Source organism: Haloarcula mannanilytica (genome assembly GCF_005406125.1).
Taxonomy (GTDB): Archaea; Halobacteriota; Halobacteria; order Halobacteriales; family Haloarculaceae; genus Haloarcula; species Haloarcula mannanilytica.
Window position 1 is genome coordinate 45,740 of sequence record NZ_BIXZ01000005.1, and the last position, 14,858, is coordinate 60,597.

General features: G+C 63.6%; 14 protein-coding genes. 5 read left to right on the top strand and 9 right to left on the bottom strand.

Translation table 11 applies throughout. The features are described from left to right. Positions 1-19 precede the first annotated feature (19 nt). Positions 20-322 (bottom strand): DUF7518 family protein, encoded by a 303-nt coding sequence (locus Harman_RS13940; protein ID WP_137684394.1) that lies wholly within the window; start codon positions 320-322, stop codon positions 20-22. A 142-nt stretch (positions 323-464) separates the two neighbouring features. Between Harman_RS13940 and gatB the strand changes: the two genes are divergently transcribed. Further along, positions 465-1,979, top strand: a complete 1,515-nt coding sequence (gene gatB / locus Harman_RS13945) for an Asp-tRNA(Asn)/Glu-tRNA(Gln) amidotransferase subunit GatB (protein ID WP_137684395.1) — start codon at positions 465-467, stop codon at positions 1,977-1,979. Between the two features lie 52 nt (positions 1,980-2,031). Here gatB and Harman_RS13950 read toward each other — a convergent pair whose 3' ends face one another. Then, entirely contained in the window at positions 2,032-2,580 is a 549-nt protein-coding gene (locus Harman_RS13950) for a hypothetical protein (protein WP_137684396.1), read from the bottom strand. 226 nt (positions 2,581-2,806) lie between these two features. Here Harman_RS13950 and Harman_RS13955 point away from each other — a divergent pair, with 226 nt between their 5' ends. Both Harman_RS13955 and Harman_RS13960 read left to right on the top strand, forming a co-directional pair. Then, positions 2,807-6,901 carry a DNA topoisomerase I gene (locus Harman_RS13955; protein ID WP_137684397.1) on the top strand — a complete coding sequence of 1,365 codons (4,095 nt, stop codon included), beginning with the start codon at positions 2,807-2,809 and terminating at the stop codon, positions 6,899-6,901. Positions 6,902-6,944: 43 nt separating this feature from the next. After that, positions 6,945-7,343 carry a pyridoxamine 5'-phosphate oxidase family protein gene (locus Harman_RS13960; RefSeq protein WP_137684398.1) on the top strand — a complete coding sequence of 133 codons (399 nt, stop codon included), beginning with the start codon at positions 6,945-6,947 and terminating at the stop codon, positions 7,341-7,343. Positions 7,344-7,375: 32 nt separating this feature from the next. Here Harman_RS13960 and Harman_RS13965 read toward each other — a convergent pair whose 3' ends face one another. The 3 genes from Harman_RS13965 to Harman_RS13975 all read right to left on the bottom strand — a co-directional run bounded on the left by Harman_RS13965 (position 7,376) and on the right by Harman_RS13975 (position 8,510). Next, positions 7,376-7,567, bottom strand: coding sequence for a hypothetical protein (locus Harman_RS13965; protein WP_137684399.1), 192 nt, complete (start codon positions 7,565-7,567; stop codon positions 7,376-7,378). Next, the gene (locus Harman_RS13970) at positions 7,564-7,965 is read right to left on the bottom strand and encodes a Rieske (2Fe-2S) protein (RefSeq protein WP_137684400.1); all 402 of its coding nucleotides are present in this window, start codon (positions 7,963-7,965) and stop codon (positions 7,564-7,566) included. The genes Harman_RS13965 and Harman_RS13970 overlap by 4 nt, the downstream gene beginning before the upstream one ends. Positions 7,966-8,033: 68 nt before the next feature. Beyond that, on the bottom strand, positions 8,034-8,510 hold the full coding sequence (locus Harman_RS13975) for a hypothetical protein (protein ID WP_137684401.1): 477 nt from the start codon (positions 8,508-8,510) through the stop codon (positions 8,034-8,036). 160 nt (positions 8,511-8,670) lie between these two features. On the opposite strand from Harman_RS13975, the gene Harman_RS13980 reads away from it, so the two are divergent. Further along, positions 8,671-9,384, top strand: a complete 714-nt coding sequence (locus Harman_RS13980) for a phosphoglycerol geranylgeranyltransferase (protein ID WP_137684402.1) — start codon at positions 8,671-8,673, stop codon at positions 9,382-9,384. On the opposite strand, the gene Harman_RS13985 is transcribed toward Harman_RS13980, so the two are convergent. From Harman_RS13985 to Harman_RS13995, 3 genes are all read right to left on the bottom strand, one after another. Next, positions 9,385-11,589: an APC family permease gene (locus tag Harman_RS13985; RefSeq protein ID WP_137684403.1), complete on the bottom strand. Its 2,205-nt coding sequence runs from the start codon at positions 11,587-11,589 to the stop codon at positions 9,385-9,387. A gap of 2 nt (positions 11,590-11,591) precedes the next feature. Then, positions 11,592-12,026, bottom strand: a complete 435-nt coding sequence (locus Harman_RS13990) for an NAD-binding protein (RefSeq protein ID WP_235007216.1) — start codon at positions 12,024-12,026, stop codon at positions 11,592-11,594. Positions 12,027-12,183: 157 nt separating this feature from the next. Beyond that, positions 12,184-12,675, bottom strand: a complete 492-nt coding sequence (locus tag Harman_RS13995) for an Lrp/AsnC family transcriptional regulator (protein ID WP_137684405.1) — start codon at positions 12,673-12,675, stop codon at positions 12,184-12,186. Between the two features lie 273 nt (positions 12,676-12,948). Between Harman_RS13995 and aspS the strand changes: the two genes are divergently transcribed. After that, a complete protein-coding gene (aspS, locus tag Harman_RS14000; RefSeq protein WP_137684406.1) occupies positions 12,949-14,253 on the top strand; it encodes an aspartate--tRNA(Asn) ligase in 1,305 nt (434 codons plus the stop codon). A gap of 404 nt (positions 14,254-14,657) precedes the next feature. On the opposite strand, the gene Harman_RS14005 is transcribed toward aspS, so the two are convergent. Further along, positions 14,658-14,840 carry a hypothetical protein gene (locus Harman_RS14005; protein ID WP_137684407.1) on the bottom strand — a complete coding sequence of 61 codons (183 nt, stop codon included), beginning with the start codon at positions 14,838-14,840 and terminating at the stop codon, positions 14,658-14,660. Positions 14,841-14,858 lie beyond the last annotated feature (18 nt).

Consider the following 14,858-nt stretch of genomic DNA (forward strand, 5'->3'; position numbering starts at 1 on the left):
GGTGGTGTGGCCGACAGCCCTACGCGACGATGATGTCGGACTCCGAGTCCTCCTCGGTCTCGGCCTCCGACGCGGCCTCGGCTTCCTCCCTGTTATCAACCTCGTTGGTATCCTCGGCTTTAGGTGTGTCGGCCTCCGCGGGGGTGGCGGCCGATTCCTCCGAGCCGGACTCGTCAGCGCTGAATCCGTTGTCCTCGTCGACGCTGGCTTCGAGTTCGCGGATACGGACCTTACATTCAACGAGTTCGTCGGTCAGCCCCTCGACCGACGCTTCCAGTTCTCTGACGCGCGTTTCGAGTTCCTCGACTCGGTTGCCGCACATACCCGATACCCAGCCATTCTGGACACTTATACCTACGTCAGACATTGGCAGTTCGAGTGATACGTCCGCTCCGGTCGCAGGTGTCCGGGCGCGATTAGACGGGGTCGTTAGCCTTTAGCCACGCGCCACCGAACCCCGGACAATGACTGCACAAGCGTCCGAGTCCCGCGAGCTCGCGGCCGTCATCGGGCTGGAGGTCCACGTCCAGCTTGAGACGGAGACGAAGATATTCTGTGGCTGTTCGACCGACGTGGCTGACGCTGAACCCAACACCCACACCTGTCCGGTGTGTCTCGGCCTCCCCGGCGCGCTTCCGGTGGTCAACGAGGGTGCTGTCGAGGCCGCCGTGAAGGTCGGCAAGGCTATCGACGCCGACATCCCCGAAGAAACGACGTTCCACCGGAAGAACTACTACTACCCCGACCTCCCGAAGAACTTCCAGATAACGCAGTATGACTCGCCCATCTGCCAGGACGGCGAACTCGAATTTAGTGTCGAGGGCGAACGCCGAAGCGTCGACATCCGCCGGGCACATCTCGAAGAGGACCCCGGCTCCATCAAGCACGTCCGTGAAGGCTCCGGCCCGCTCGAGTCCCGGACCTGCTCCATCGAGCGCGCGGACTACACCCTCATCGACTACAACCGCGCCGGCACGCCGCTGATGGAAATCGTCACCGAACCGGACTTCCGCGCGCCGGGCGAGGTCCGGTCGTTCCTGGAAAAGCTCGAAGAAGTGCTTGAGTATCTGGGCGTGTTCGACGCGACGCGGGACGGCAGCCTCCGCATCGACGCGAACCTCTCGATGGTCGACGCCGACGCGGTGGGCGAGGACGGCGACATCGACGAGTCCGTCCTCGAAGACGCCAACCGCACCGAAGTCAAGAACATCTCCAGTCACAAGGGCGCGGAGCAGGCCCTCTCCTTCGAAGCGTCTCGCCAGCGGAAGCTCATCCAGTCGGGCCGCGCCGTCGAGCAGGAGACGCGTCACTTCAACGAAACGCACGGCAACACGGTGTCGATGCGCTCGAAGGAAGAGGAGAAGGACTACCGCTACTTCCGGGAGGCGGACCTCCCGCCCCTGCGGGTCAGCCACTGGAAGGACGAGGTCCCGATTCCGGAGCTCCCCGACGCCCGCCGCGAGCGGTTCGTCGAGGAGTACGGTCTCAGCGAGGAAGCCGCGTCGAAGCTCACGAGCACGAAACAGGTCGCGGACTTCTTCGAGGACGTGGCCGAGCGCTTCGACGCCGACCTCGCCGCGACCTGGGTCGCCGACAACCTGCTTGGCGAGCTGAACTACCGTGACATGGAAATTACGGACATCGACGACCGCTTCGACGAGGTGACCCGGCTCGTGGAACTCGTCGCCGAGGACGAAATCACGGCGAAAAACGCCCGCGAGACCGTGCTGCGGGAGATGCTCGATACGGGTGACGACCCCGACGCCGTTGTCGACCGCGAGGGACTGGGCAAGACCTCCGGCGACGAGGTCCAGCAGGCCGTCGTGGACGCCATCGACGAGAACCCCGACGCCGTTGAGGACTACCACAACGGCGAGGACGGCGCACTCAACTTCCTGGTGGGACAGGTCATGCAAAAGACCGGCGGGAGCGCCGACCCTGGCGACGTGAACGGGTTGTTGCAGGAAGAGCTAAACTGACCGCGAACGGGTTGCTACGCGAGAAACTGGAGAGCTGAGGGCGGCCAGACAGTCAGGGCTCGCTCGACGCTGTCGACTCGACGTTCTCACGCTGTTCGTCCGGGATAATCGCCGGGTCTTTCCACAGCAGAGTCACGAAGAGAGCGGCCGCAATCGCTTCGAGGGTCTTGAGGCCGGATTCGACCGGTTCGGTGTTGAAATGGTCGAGTATCAGCAGGACGGTACTGCCGCCGTGATGGTGGCCGCCGCCACCGGACGACGGCGCGGAGAACCCCTCGACGAGGAAGGCCCCGTGGCCGGTGGCGTGCCAGAACACCCAGCCGGCGATGGAGGCGACCATGAGAAGCGTCCCGGCAATGTAGGCGTTGCGCAGGCCGACGACACCACGGGTGACGAGGTACGGCCCGGCGAGCAACACCGCGGCGAAGGCGACGAACAGGAAGGGGCGCGGGTCCGGCGGCAACCCCTGACCTAGCAGCCCGCTCATAGCCTGCGCGTAGATGATGCTTCGCGGGAGGCCCCACCAGAGGTGAAACGCCGCCGTCGCGAACACGAGCGCGGCAACGACGCCGCGGAGGATCTTTGTCGTCCGGCGGTCCATACCGACAGTCGGAGTGTCAGCGCCAAGAGTGCGTCGAAGTGGTGAGTGTCGCCGTCGTCCGGTGGCAGCGTGAAGACGAGTGCCGGATTGGTAAAGGGCAACCTCCGCGCGGGCGCGAGCGGCCCCGCAAGCGCCCGCACACCCGCGCTGTCGCCTGATTTTCCCGAAAGCCTTTAGAACAGTTGACTCCGTAGCGACCAGTAATGACAGCAACAGGTGGTGTCTGATGCGGCTGATTATCACCGAGAAGGACAACGCCGCCCGTCGCATCGCGGAGATTCTCTCCGAGGGGAGCGCCTCTGCGAGCCGGCAAAACGGCGTCAACGTCTATCGGTGGGGAAACACCCGCGTCGTCGGCCTCTCCGGCCACGTCGTCGGCGTCGACTTCCCCGAGGAGTACAACGACTGGCGCGACGTGGAGCCGGTCGAACTCATCGACGCCGACGTGACGAAGGAACCGACCCAGGAGAACATCGTCACGACGCTGAAGCAACTGGCCCGTGAGGCCGACGAGGCCACTATCGCGACTGACTACGACCGCGAGGGGGAACTCATCGGCAAGGAGGCCTACGAGCTCATCCGCGAGGAGACCGACGCGCCCGTCGACCGCGTCCGCTTCTCCTCGATCACAGAGCGAGAGGTCCGGGACGCATTCGCCAACCCCGACGACATCGACTTCGATCTGGCGGCCGCGGGCGAGGCCCGCCAGATTATCGACCTCGTGTGGGGCGCTGCGCTGACCCGCTTCCTCTCGCTGTCGGCCCGGCAGCTGGGCGACGACTTCATCTCCGTTGGCCGGGTCCAGTCCCCGACGCTGAAGCTCATCGTCGACCGCGAGCGCGAGATTCAGGCCTTCGACCCCGAGGATTACTGGGAAATCTTCGCCGATCTCCAGAAGAACGGCTCGGGCTTCGAAGCCCAGTACTTCTACGACGACGACGGCAAAGAGGCCGAGCGGGTGTGGGACGAGAGCGAGGCCGATTCCGCCTACGCCGACCTGACGAGCGTCGACGCGGCGACGGTGACGAGCGTCCGCCGCCGGACTCGCACCGACAGCCCGCCGACGCCGTTCAACACCACCGCCTTCATCTCCGCGGCCAGTTCGCTGGGCTACTCCGCCCAGCGCGCCATGTCCATCGCCGAGGAGCTGTACACCACCGGCTACATCACCTACCCCCGGACCGACAACACGGTGTATCCCGACGACCTCGAAGAGGACGCGCTGCTCGATGAGTTCGTTGGGGCCGGCCATTTCGGCGAGGACGCCGAGGCGCTGCTGGAGCAAGACGACATCACCGCCACCGAGGGCGACGAGGAGACCACCGACCACCCGCCCATCCATCCGACGGGCGAGATTCCGCCGAAGGCCGACCTCTCTGACGACGAATGGGAGATATACGAACTGGTCGTCCGGCGCTTCTTCGCGACGGTCGCCGAGGCCGCCACGTGGGAGCACCTCCGCGTCGTCGCCGACGCCGGCGGTCGCTCGCTGAAGGCCAACGGCAAACGGCTGGTCGAACCGGGCTACCACGCGGTGTACCCCTACTCCAGCGCCAGCGAGAACCACGTCCCAGATGTCGAGGAGGGCGAGGAACTGGCGATTTCCGAGGTACGGATGGAGGACAAACAGACGCAGCCACCGCGTCGCTACGGTCAGTCTCGGCTTATCCAGACGATGGAGGACAAGGGACTTGGGACGAAATGCCTCACAGCGGACAGTAACGTGCTTGTCAGGTCCGAAAACGGAGATATCGAGCGTCGGACGGTTGATTCTCTCTTTGACGACGGACAGGTGGTTCTCGCGGATGGAGATACAGATATTGCGGTCAGTAAAGAGACACCGACAGTCCTCTCGCTTGACGAATCGGCCGAACAAGTCTCGGAGCGGGAGTCGACGCTAATCAGTGAGCGGCCGCTGAGTGATGAAGAGGGCGTCCGTGCAATCGTGACCAGTCGTGGGACGATTACAGTTACCGACGACCATCCGATGTACGTCTGGCAGGACGGCGAAGTCACAGTCTGTCCAGCGTCAGATATCGAAGCGGGAACCGAGCTTGTCGCGGTCCGTAGGCCACCGGACACAATGGTCGATCCGTCCGACGAGACAGTGCTTTCGTGGGATACGTTTGCTGCAGACTGCGGCAAGAACTCGAAGCTCTACGGCGTCGATTGTGGAACCGAACTCGCGGCACAGCGAGAGGCGAGTGATGAAAGCCAAGCCGCGTTTGCTGACCGATACAGTTCCTACGGGTCTGCAATCGGAAAATACGAACGCGGTGAGAAAGATGTCCCCGTCTGGCTGCTCGGCAAGTTGGATATCCGGCCGGACAGAATTCACGGTCTGAATTACGAGAAGAGCTTCGGGAATCCGTTCCCCTTGGAGTGGTCACCGGATCTGGCGCGGGTCATTGGCTGCCTCTTGGGTGACGGCTCGATACACCATAACGACGACGAGAACGTCGTCGACGTGCGGTACCACAACACGGACTCGGCATTGATACACCGATTCGCCCGTGATATCGAACGCGTATTCGATATCGAACCAACAGTCACCGCCCGGCCGGGAAGAGAAGCACACCACAAACGAAAGTATCAGGTCGACGTTCCATCGGCAGTTGGCCGAGTCCTCGTGTACGTGCTCGAAACCGTGACCGAGAACGGAACACCGTCCCTTCCGGCCGCAGTTCGGCCAGCGTTCGTCGGTGCGCTGTTCGACGACGAGGGCCATATCTCCACTGAGGGGAAGGCCTTCATTTCGAACACGGACCACACACTTCTGACGGGCGTGGGAGAAATGCTCGCCGAAATGGGCGTTGAAACGAAACTGGCCCCCGAGCAACACAAGCTCCATATCCGGGGACGGCGGAATCTTGAGCGATTCCTCGATCGAATACCCATCGCGTCGGACGAGAAGTTCTATCGTGGACTCGATGCACTTTCCACGTATGGAGTAACCACGAGGAAAGCGGAGCTACTGGAAGCGATTCAGCGAGAGCCGAAGACGAGTTCCACGCTCGCTGAGTCTCTCGGCGTCAGCCAGGGCAGCGTAAACAAGTATCTCCGCGAACTACGAGAGAGCGGCCACGTCAAAAAACAGATCGACGGGAGCAATCGCAGCCTGGATGAGAACAGAACAGTCCGGTACGTTGCGACTAATTTCGAGGGATCGGTGTACGCGACACTCCGCGGCGAACCGTCGTCAGTCACCATCGAAGACGTGGAGCACCGCGAGTACGACGGCCCCGTGTACGACCTCACTGTCAACGAGGCGGCACCGAACTTCGCCGTCGAGGGCGGTGCAGTGGTTCACAACTCGACCCGCCACAACTCCATCGAGAAACTGTACGACCGCGGCTACATCGAGGGCGACCCGCCCCGGCCGACGACGCTGGCGATGGCCGTCGTCGAGGCCGCAGAGGAGTTCGCCGACCACGTCGTCAGCGACGATATGACCGCCCAGCTGGAGGCGGACATGACCGCCATCGCCAACGGCGAGGCGACGCTCGACGACGTGGCTGACGAGTCCCGGGAGATGCTCAAGCGCGTCTTCGACGAACTGCGGGACTCCCGCGAGGAGATCGGCGAACACCTTCAGGAGTCGCTGAAGGCCGACAAGACGCTCGGTCCCTGTCCCAAGTGCGGCGAGGACATGCTGGTCCGGCGCTCGCGCCAGGGGTCGTACTTCGTCGGCTGTGACGGCTTCCCCGAGTGTCGCAACACGCTCCCGCTGCCCTCGACGGGCGAGCCGCAAGTGCTCGAAGACCACTGCGAGGAACACGACATGCACCACGTGAAGATGCTCGCCGGGCGGGACACCTTCGTCCACGGCTGTCCCCGCTGTGAGGCCGAGAAAGCCGAGGAGAGCGAGGACGAGGTCATTGGGCCGTGTCCCGATTGTGGTTCCGAGCACAACGGAGAGTTAGCTATCAAACACCTCCGCTCGGGCTCCCGTCTGGTCGGCTGTACGCGCTACCCCGACTGTGACTACTCGCTGCCGCTGCCCCGCAACGGCGACATCTCGGTGACCGAAGCGTTTTGTGAGGAACACGACCTGCCGGAACTGGTCATCGACGCCGACAGCGACGACCCCTGGGAGCTTGGCTGTCCCATCTGTAACTACGAGGAGTACCAGGCCCGCACCGCCGTCGAAGATCTGGAGGACCTGAGCGGCATCGGGTCGGCGACCGCTGAAAAGCTTGGTGACGCTGGCGTCGACTCGCTGGCGGCGCTTCGGGAGGCCGACCCCGACAACGTCGCCACCGAGGTACAGGGCGTCAGCGCCACCCAGGTCCGGGAGTGGCAGGACGAACTCGAAGCCTGACGCCGGCGGTACCATTAATCCGCTCGCGGGACTGCCTGCAGCTGTGCCATCCATTCCCTCGGAGTTCCACGACCTGTTCGAGAAGGCGACGTTCGCACACGTGACAACGATGACGCCGGAGGGCAAGCCACACGCCACGCCGGTGTGGGTCGACTACGACAGCGACGACGACCGACTGCTTATCAACACAGAACGGGAACGAAAAAAGACGAAAAACGTCGAGGCTGACCCGACTGTCGCTGTGAGCATGACCGACCCGGACAATCCGTATCGGTTCCTCTCCGTGACGGGCGAAGTCGAGGAGATAACCACGGACGGGGCGCGCGAACACATCGACACGCTGGCACAGCGGTACATGGGCGAAGACGAGTATCCGAACCCGATACAGTCCGAGCGTGTGATTCTCCGGATTCGGGCTGACGAGGTCCGCAGCGGGGGATAGGCATCGTCAGCCAGATCGGATTCTGGCCTCGATTAGTCAACGACGAACGACACACCATCACACACCGGACAGGCGACGGCCTCGGCGTTGTCGGCCGTCACCGCATCGGCAGCGCCGTAGACGATGGCGTGCGTGACTGGCTCGGGAATCTGGCGCTCACAGAGCGGGCATTCGACGACGCCGGCCCGCAGTCGGTCCCGGTCGATGCTGTTGCCCTCGGTCACAGCTGGAGATGCGAGGTGGAACTCGGGCCGTCGTCGTCATCGATGCCACCCTCGTGGGCGAACGTGTAGTCGTCGTCCGTGAGGAACACGTCGCCGTGGGTCTCGGAGATTTCGACGCCCGGCAGTGTCGTTCCCGCGGCGTCGCCGTTGTCGCAGTCACCGTTACAGGCGTCAAACAGCGAGCCGTGCCGGGGGCAGATGAGTTGGTCGCCGCGCATCGGGACGCCCCGCCCGGTGTCGAACCGCTGTGCCTCGTGGGTACATCGGTTCACCCACGCTTCAACGCCGTCCTCGCAGGGGACGAGGACGATTTCCTCAAGGTCGCCGTAGGGGTCTTCGGCAGTAAACAGCCACGACCCGTCCTCGTGGACCGTCTCGACTGTCGTAAGTCGCTGCACGGCCGGCGTGTTGGGCCGCCACCGGTATCAGCGTTGCCGTGTGGCGTATCGTGCAGCGAGCCGAATCGTTACTCCCCGGATTCCGCGGCGATGAGTCGGACCAGCGCGGTGACAAACACCTCGAACAGACGCCAGATCAGCACACAACTGACCACGAGAACGGCAAGGATAGTGGCGACGAGCCAGAGGAAGAGGCCGAACGGCAACTGGGTGAGCAGCCCTGTCGCCAATCCGACGACAAACCCGACCACAAAGAGGCCGCCAGCGCCCTGGAGACAGCGGCGTTGCCAGCGGTCGAACGCCAGCGTGTCCTCGGCCCCCAACAGCGATGGTAAGGCGATGCCCAGCCCGGCACCGCCCACAGCAAGGACGAAAAAGACGCTGCCAAACAGATACGAGAGCCCGCGGACGAAGCCGTCGCCGGATCCCGACGCTGTCGGCATCGTCGAGAAGGAGTACAGTACTGCCACCGTCACGACGGCCCCCGTGAGAACGAGGACGGCCCGGATGGCAGCGACAACGTACCGGTGCTTGTCCGTTGTCATCGTCTCCCGATTGTAACATAGCCATCATAAATCTTCGGAGATGAATGAAGGAATCGGCACCGAACGGACGCCGTCGGCCCGTCAGGCCGGGACTGCGAGAGCGACCACTGTGATCGGCGTATCCGAAGCGGTTATACGGCCACGCGTAAGTCTGGCAGGTATGAGCGACTGGGCGGACTGGGACCATATCGTGAAGATAGACCCCGACAAGACGCTGGTCGACGGCGAAACGTTCGAGGATGTCGCGGCGACGGGGACTGACGCCATCGAAGTCGGCGGGACCACCGGGATGACCGAGGAGAAGATGAAGCGGGTTGTCGACGCCTGCGGGAAACACGACATTCCCGTGTATATCGAGCCGTCCAACCCCGCGTCAGTTGTCCACAGCGACCGTCACGACGGCTACCTCGTTCCGGTCGTGATGAACGCCGGCGACGTGACGTGGATCACCGGCGCGCACAAGGAGTGGATACGCATCGACGACGAGATCGACTGGTCGCGGACCTTCACCGAGGCCTACATCGTGATGAACCCCGAGGCGTCGGTCGCGTCCTACACACAGGCCGACTGCGACCTCGACGCCGACGACGTGGCCGCCTACGCCGAGGCCGCCGAGCACCTTCTCGGGCAGGAAATCGTCTACGTTGAGTACTCGGGGATGCTCGGTGACACCGACATCGTCGCCGCCGCGGCCGAGATCCTCGACGACGCGACGCTGTTTTACGGCGGCGGTATCCACGACTACGAGTCCGCGCGCACGATGGCACAGCACGCCGACACCATCGTCGTCGGCGACCTCGTCCACGACGAAGGCGTCGACGCGGTTCGAGAGACAGTCAAAGGCGCGAAGGACGCGACGGCGGCGGTCAAGTAGCTAGAACGCCAGCCGTTCGAGCAGTCGCCCGACGACGCCGTCGGGATGTGTTTTCGTGTCTACTTCCATCGACGCGTGATCGCTGTCCTCGATTGCCGACTGCGTGGACCCCTCGCCGCTTGACGCGCGGGCCGACAGCCCACCGTCGTTCGCGTGTACGAGCAGTGTCCTAGTACTGTCAGCCGCGTCTATCGCCGCCGAGAGATCGGTGCGGTCGACAAACCGCTGTTCCGTCGGCACGTCACAGAGTTCCAGCAGATCGTCGTGGTACGCTTCGAGTTGCTCGCGTTCCTCGGCTGACTGGCGCTCGTTGAGCGGATAGAGGAACTGGAGGTCGGCCCCAGTCTCCGTCGCGACGGCGTTGCCGACGCGGACTTTCAGCGGGTCGTACGGGCCGCGGGTCGTCACAAGCGTGACGGTCTCCAGCGCTTCGAGGGGCTGTGCGTCGACAGCGATAGTGTCGCAGTCGGTTTGTTTGCGGATACGGTCGATACTGTCGCCCAGCAGCGAGTCCTCGAACGACGCGCCCCGTTCCACCAGCAGCACGTCAACGTCCCGCTCAGCGACGGCGTTGGCGACGGCCCGCTCTGGGTGGTGGCTGACGAGTTCGCCGTACTCGACCGGAACGTCGAGGTCGGCCGCCAGCGTGTCGGTCCGGCACTCGAATTCGAGGTCGCCGGGTGACTGCACGCCGGAGGCGTAATCCAGCGGTTGCTGGTCGGGCACTTCGTCGAACTGGACGACGGAGAGACCGCGGCCGTCCGGCGAGAGCGCGGCCCCGATTTCCAGCAGCGTCGCCTCGCTTTCGCGTGACGACCCTTCGGGAAGCGCGACCAGCACGGATGTCTCCGCAGACTCCTCAAGCGTCTCCTCGGTCCGGTCGAGCGCGCGGTCGCCGATACTCCGGCGGACGGACTCCTTGATTGCCCCCTCTCTGGTGACCCGCGGTCGGACGTATCCCAGGTACCAGATGAGGCTAGCAACGACGATGCCGACGGCCCCGACCATCGCGATCAGGCCCATCTGCGTCAGCAGGGCAAACCCGGTTATAGTGCCGAATATCGGCGTCCAGGGGTACAGCGGCACCTCGAAAGAGGGGTCGTAGTCCGGGGCATCGCTCTCCCGGAAGCCGATGAGCGCGACGTTGATGAGCGCGAACACGAGTATCTTGAACGCGCTCGCGAGCTTCGCGATTTCCAGAATCGGGACGAAGAGGATGAGGAGCAGCATTACGCCGCCGGTCAGCGTAATCGCGGTCACCGGCGTGCCAAAGCGGTCGCTGACCGTACTGAACAGGCCGGGTGCGAGCCCGTCGCGGCTCATAGCGAAGGGGTAGCGCGACGAGGAGAGGATGCCGGCGTTGGCCGTGCTGACCAGCGCCAGAATCGCCGCCAGGACGACCGCCGCGACACCGGCGGTACCAAGTGTCGCCTCGGCCGCATCCGCAATCGGGGTCGTGCTCCCGGCGAGTTGGTCGAGTGGGACCACGCCGACGACGATGGCGACGACAAGCACGTACAGCAGCGTCGTGAAGCCGAGCGAGCCGAGCATCCCGAGCGGGATGACGCGGTCCGGGTCCTCAACCTCCTCGGCGATTGAGGCGATCTTCGTCACGCCGGCAAAGGAGACGAACACGAGGCCGGTCGCGGCGAAGATCCCGCTCGCGCCGTAGTCCCACATCCCGCCGTAGCTCGCGGGGTCGACCGCCGGGCCGCCGCCGGCGACGAACCAGCCGATCGCCACGAGCATCAGTGCGACGATACCGATCTGGAGCCGTCCGGTCTGTTCCGCGCCGAGGATGTTGATGAGGATGAGAACGACGGCGAGCGTGATCGCGACCGGCTGGATCGGCAGATCGAAGAGAAGGACAAGATACGGGACGCCGCCCACGAGCGCGAGCGCACCCTTGAACGAGAGGGAGAACCATGTCCCGAGTCCGGAGACCGTGCCCAGCAGCGGCCCCATCGAGCGCTCGATATAGACGTACGTGCCACCGGCCTCCGGCATGGCTGTCGCCATCTCGGCCTTACTGAGGGCGGCCGGAAGCACGAGCACGCCAGCGAGAAGATAGGCCGCGATGATGCCGGCTCCGGCGTCTTTCACCGCCAGCGCCGGCAGGATGAAGATACCGCTGCCGACCATCGCGCCGATAGATATCGCTACCACTGACAGCAGTCCGAGGTCACGTTCCAGGTCCTTGGCCATAGTCAGGCGGTTTCGGGTGTCTGAAATGTTGTTTCGACAGCACGCTCCAGTTCCGTCGCCAGGATGCGCGAGCCACAGATCACCGTCGCATCGACCGACTCGAAGGCCGGTGCATGCTGTGGATCGTTGAGTACCACGACCACGGTGTCGACATCGAACTGCGTCCGAAGCAGTTGTGTCACAAGGAAGGCACCGTGGTCCGCCTGCATCGAAACCAGGGCCATATCAGTCGTTTCGGCCCCGGCGTCTCGGAGAACAGCACGTTTCCGTCCGTCACCGACTACCACGCGGGTGTCGTCGGGCGTTTGCCCGGCAACGCCGTCGTGGTCGGTGACGAGACAGGCATCGGCGTCTCGATCTAACGTCGTTACTACCTCGGACCCGACGTGACAGTCGCTGATGACCAGCACTGACGGCGGGTCGATATCGTCGTCCACTCGTTCGCGGAGTCCTGAAAGAGAGATCATGGGGTTCCTGAGAGCCGGCCCTTCCCGGCCGACACCCGCCAATTGATTCCGGAAGCCGATAAATATCTAGGAAATAGTTCCGATTCAGGATCTCAATAGATATATGATCAATTGTCGGAAGGATATACTACTCCATATCGGTCTCGACGTTCTCATTCCCGAACTGGTGGAACGGCCGGGTGTACTCGTTCCGGATGAGGTCCTCGTCGACGACTTCCAGTCCGATGTCGTTGAGGTCCCGGCCGATTCGGCTCAGGTCGTTGCCATCGGTGCCGACCACCTCGACGTGGACGTTGTCGGCCCCGGTCATGACCTCCCGGATGGCGACGACGCCGGACACCTCCAGCGCCCGCTGTGCGATCTCCTCACGCTCGTGGATGGGTGCGGTACAGACTATGAGCGTATGGAGCTGATAGCCCGCGGCCTCGTAATCGACATCGACATCGTAGCCGGCGATGACGCCGGATTCTTCGAGCTTGCTGATCCGGTTGCGGACGGTTCGCGCGGAGACATCCAGCGATTCGGCGATTGCACTCGCCGAGGTGTGTCTCGCGTCCTGCTGGAGCGCGTAGATGATATTCCGGTCCAGATCGTCTATCGGGTACTCCGAATCGCCCATGGCGACTGCTTTGACGGCTATCAGTACAAAGGTTCAGGATGTAAGATTCGGTCCGCAGGGTGGCCGGTGTGCTCGTCCGGCGCTGGTCGCGGGTCGTCTCTCCCCGCTCGCTATGTCGAGGGTCGCTTCTTTCTTGCGTCTCTCGCACTCCTCGCGCCTCTCGCTGCTCACGGGTCGCGTTGCTCCCCGTTCGCAATTTCGAGGTCCTTCGCGTTGCTCAGGACCTCGCTTCGAAAGACTGTCCTTAAGTTACGGCCACAAGAACGAACGTCCATGGAAAACCGCACCTACACGGCGGACGCAGCGCCGGGTGACACGGTCACCGTCGCCGGCTGGGTCCACGAGATCCGAGACCTCGGTGGAATCGCCTTCCTCATCCTCCGGGATACCACCGGGAAGATTCAGGTCAAGTTCGAGAAAGACGAGATGGACGATGACCTCGTGGAAACGGGGCTGAACGTCCAGCGTGAGTCGGTCATCTCCGTCACGGGCGATGTCGAGGAGGAGCCACGTGCGCCGACCGGAGTCGAGGTCACGCCCGAGTCGGTCGACGTGATTTCCGAGGCCGACCCCGAACTCCCGCTTGACCCCTCGGGGAAGGTCGACGCCGAACTGCCGACCCGCCTCGACAACCGGACGCTCGACCTCCGCAAAGACGAGGTCAAAGCCATCTTCGAGATCCGCGCGGAAGTCCTCCGGTCGGTCCGCGAGGCGTTCCGCGAGCTCAACTGCACGGAGATCAACACGCCGAAGATCGTCGCCACGGGGACCGAGGGCGGCACCGAGCTGTTCCCGATCACCTACTTCGGGCAGGAAGCGTTCATGAACCAGAGCCCGCAGCTGTTCAAGCAGCTAATGGTCGGCTCCGGCCTCGAACGCGTCTTCGAGATCGGTCCGATCTTCCGCGCCGAGGAGCACAACACGCCCCGGCACCTCAACGAGGCGACCTCTATCGACTTCGAGTCGGCCTTCTACGACCACACCGAGGCGATGGACGCCTGCGAACACGTCGTCCAGTCCGCCTACGAGGGTGTCGCTGAGAACTGTCAGGGTGAACTCGAAGCGCTCGGCCTCGAAGACGAGTTCGAAGCGCCAGAGGGCGACTTCCCACGACTCACCTACGAGGACGCACTGGACAAAATCAACGCCACCGGCGAACTCGACGAGCCGCTGGTGTGGGGCGACGACCTCTCGACGGAGGCCGAACACGTCCTCGGTCAGGAAGTCGGCGAGCACTACTTCATCACCGACTGGCCAAGCGAGATCAAGCCGTTCTACATCAAGGACCACGACGACGACGAGGAGGTCTCGACCGGCTTCGACATGATGCATCCGTCGATGGAACTGGTCTCGGGCGGGCAGCGTGAGCACCGCTTCGAGCACCTCGTCGAAGGGTTCGAACAGCAGGGGCTGGACCCGGAGGCCTTCGAGTACTACACCAAGATGTTCAAGTACGGCATGCCGCCCCACGCCGGCTGGGGGCTCGGTGGCGAGCGCCTCATCATGACGATGCTCGGGCTGGAGAACATCCGCGAGGCTGTGCTGTTCCCGCGAGACCGGCAGCGTCTGTCACCGTAGGCGACGACGCGATGTGTCGAGCGGGAGCTCGTCACGAGCGGAGCGAAGTGACGGTGTTCCCGCGAGATCGGCAGCGTCTGAGTAGGGCGAAGACCTGGGTGCCAGCGGGACGAACGGAGTGAGTCCCACAGGACCGACAGCGACTCTCTCCGTAGGAAGCGAGGTCTTCCCTGCGGTCAGATCCTCGAACCGCGAGCGGGAGCGAAGCGACACCCGAGCGCGCTGTCTCGCAGCGGTTTGAGATCCGCAGCGTCTGAGCCGAAAAACCACGGCACAGAGATCGACAAGAGCCGGCATGCGAGTGCGCGTTTCACACATGCCGCTGCCATCCAACAACTGTCAGCAGTGGAAAGGGGCGGACCTTCCCGGGCCGACACAAGAAGGAGAGCGGAGCGTGTCTCCCGCTATGCGTTCGACGCCGCCTGTTTCAGAATCTGTGGCGTGACCACAACTTCGAGCGCGGCGATACCGAGTGCAACGTACCGTATCGTTCCCTCAAGAAAGAGGAACGCGACGGCTGCGACTACTGCGGCACTGACCAGTGGGATACCGTAGTGAACAATCGGGTTTTCGAAGGGGGAGGGCATACAGACTAGTCAATCGAG

Excerpts from the sequence above, each read along its gene's own strand:
- Harman_RS13995 (WP_137684405.1), bottom strand. The coding sequence starts at position 12,675 with ATGGGCGATTCGGAGTACCCGATAGACGATCTGGACCGGAATATCATC.
- Harman_RS13950 (WP_137684396.1), bottom strand. The coding sequence starts at position 2,580 with ATGGACCGCCGGACGACAAAGATCCTCCGCGGCGTCGTTGCCGCGCTC.
- Harman_RS13940 (WP_137684394.1), bottom strand. The coding sequence starts at position 322 with ATGTGCGGCAACCGAGTCGAGGAACTCGAAACGCGCGTCAGAGAACTG.
- gatB (WP_137684395.1), top strand. The coding sequence starts at position 465 with ATGACTGCACAAGCGTCCGAGTCCCGCGAGCTCGCGGCCGTCATCGGG.
- Harman_RS14005 (WP_137684407.1), bottom strand. The coding sequence starts at position 14,840 with ATGCCCTCCCCCTTCGAAAACCCGATTGTTCACTACGGTATCCCACTG.
- Harman_RS13980 (WP_137684402.1), top strand. The coding sequence starts at position 8,671 with ATGAGCGACTGGGCGGACTGGGACCATATCGTGAAGATAGACCCCGAC.
- Harman_RS13955 (WP_137684397.1), top strand. The coding sequence starts at position 2,807 with ATGCGGCTGATTATCACCGAGAAGGACAACGCCGCCCGTCGCATCGCG.
- Harman_RS13985 (WP_137684403.1), bottom strand. The coding sequence starts at position 11,589 with ATGGCCAAGGACCTGGAACGTGACCTCGGACTGCTGTCAGTGGTAGCG.
- aspS (WP_137684406.1), top strand. The coding sequence starts at position 12,949 with ATGGAAAACCGCACCTACACGGCGGACGCAGCGCCGGGTGACACGGTC.
- Harman_RS13975 (WP_137684401.1), bottom strand. The coding sequence starts at position 8,510 with ATGACAACGGACAAGCACCGGTACGTTGTCGCTGCCATCCGGGCCGTC.